The organism is Vibrio hepatarius, assembly GCF_001274785.1.
In the GTDB taxonomy this organism is placed as follows: domain Bacteria; phylum Pseudomonadota; class Gammaproteobacteria; order Enterobacterales; family Vibrionaceae; genus Vibrio; species Vibrio hepatarius.
This window is the reverse complement of the sequence record NZ_LHPI01000044.1, coordinates 1-1,503: the sequence shown is the minus strand read 5'-3', so window position 1 is coordinate 1,503 and position 1,503 is coordinate 1. Positions and strand designations below refer to the sequence as shown.

1 protein-coding gene is annotated in these 1,503 nt (G+C 44.4%); it reads right to left on the bottom strand.

Annotation, left to right across the window (positions count from 1 at the left end; all coding sequences use genetic code 11):
• Nucleotides 1-11 precede the first annotated feature (11 nt).
• The gene (locus AKJ31_RS21785; RefSeq protein ID WP_053411098.1) at nt 12-1,400 is read right to left on the bottom strand and encodes an IS4-like element ISVa18 family transposase; all 1,389 of its coding nucleotides are present in this window, start codon (nt 1,398-1,400) and stop codon (nt 12-14) included.
• Nucleotides 1,401-1,503 lie beyond the last annotated feature (103 nt).

Sequence of the window (1,503 nt, the reverse complement as noted above, 5' to 3'; positions counted from 1 at the left end):
CTGTCTCTTGATCACAAGTCTGGTGAATCAAGAGACTTAGCCAGTTCATACCCTTCAAGGATGGTTTGTAACCTAAACCATCCTTGCCATAATGTCTTTATAGAAGCACGACCCGTTCGCTTTGTATTCTTCCAACCCCCTAATCGAGCAATACCTCTGTAAGCCCATGATATGTCCGGAGCTTCCTTCGGTAGCCCTTTTCTTTCTAGCTTTAGCCACATTAGCTTCCATGCTTTGCCTTTTAATATCGGCTCACAACTGCTCTTAGATAACTCATCTGATTCATTCATAAATCTCAACTGGAGCAACCGAGTCGCGATAAAAGCCAGAATAACGCTGAGCCTTTCTAAGTTATCTTTGCTTTGCATTCTCAATTGCTCGACTTGAGTGCCTTCACTTTTCCAGACTTTATGAAAATCTTCAATTAGCCAGCGCTGCTCATAATAACTGACGATTTTAAGTGCCTCTTCCCTGCTCGTTACTGGCTCTGAGGTCAGTAAGTGCCATGCGAGCTTATCGTTACTCTCTCCTTGCTCTATGCATCCCACGTAGTAAAGCGGAATGTTATTGAACTCTTTTTTATTCGCGGGAGATTTGAGTGTCACGGGGGCATATTTGATGTCTAGGTGAACCGTGCGAGCTTTACGGCCGCCTTTTTGCGGTATGTCGAGCACTCTTTCTCCTGCTGATTGAAGCTTGGAAGCGTAGTCATAAAGACGATTATCATGCTCTTTTATACAGCGACTTTGCATTGAGCGAACGAGGAATCGCTGTTGTTGCTCTTGCTTGTAAGTGAGGTATTCAAATAGGTCGGCTTCTCTATCGCACACAGAAATAACATCTGAGATTTTCTCGCCAAGTCGCTCTGCGACATGGCGAGAAGCTTGCTCCCATTTATAGCTTTCTTTCTCTTTGTATGGTCGAGTGGCGTACTGGTGTCCTTGTCCACGCTTTTCAATATCTCGAGTCCAGCGTTGTTGTTCAATTAAGCCAACAACCACTTGAGTTTCGGGAGCAAAAAGTAAGGTCGAGTGTATGAACATAGCTCGATTTCGATTGCCTTGATTGGAGTGTCCAAGTTCATCTTGTATGCTGCGATGGGAGTAGCTTAGAGAAGTCGTATCTTCTAATGCAAGAAGTGTTTGTTGTTCTAAAGCCTCTTGCGCTGTGACATAAAAGCCCGCTTCAGCGATATCTTCTGCTTTGATTTGCTCATTACGGATAAAGCGGTAAGCCCCTTCCATATCTGCAGGGGAGATGATGAGTTTCGAGACCGGTACGCCAGGTTGCTCGGCCAAAGAGGCTGCTAGGGCAACGAGTCTTTGAGTACGTCTTGGGTCATTGAGGTGAGCTTGACCAAATTGCTTTTGTGCCCAGAGGGTTGGTTCTATATAAGTCATTCTAATCATCCTTGTTATTGCTTAGATGATCAGATCATGAAACATAAAATTAGTTCAAAAAAATCCCCAAGCAGAGGCTTGGGGATTTGTGTATAAGAGACAG

Coding starts and splice junctions, on each gene's coding strand:
- AKJ31_RS21785 (WP_053411098.1), bottom strand. CDS start 1,400: ATGACTTATATAGAACCAACCCTCTGGGCACAAAAGCAATTTGGTCAA.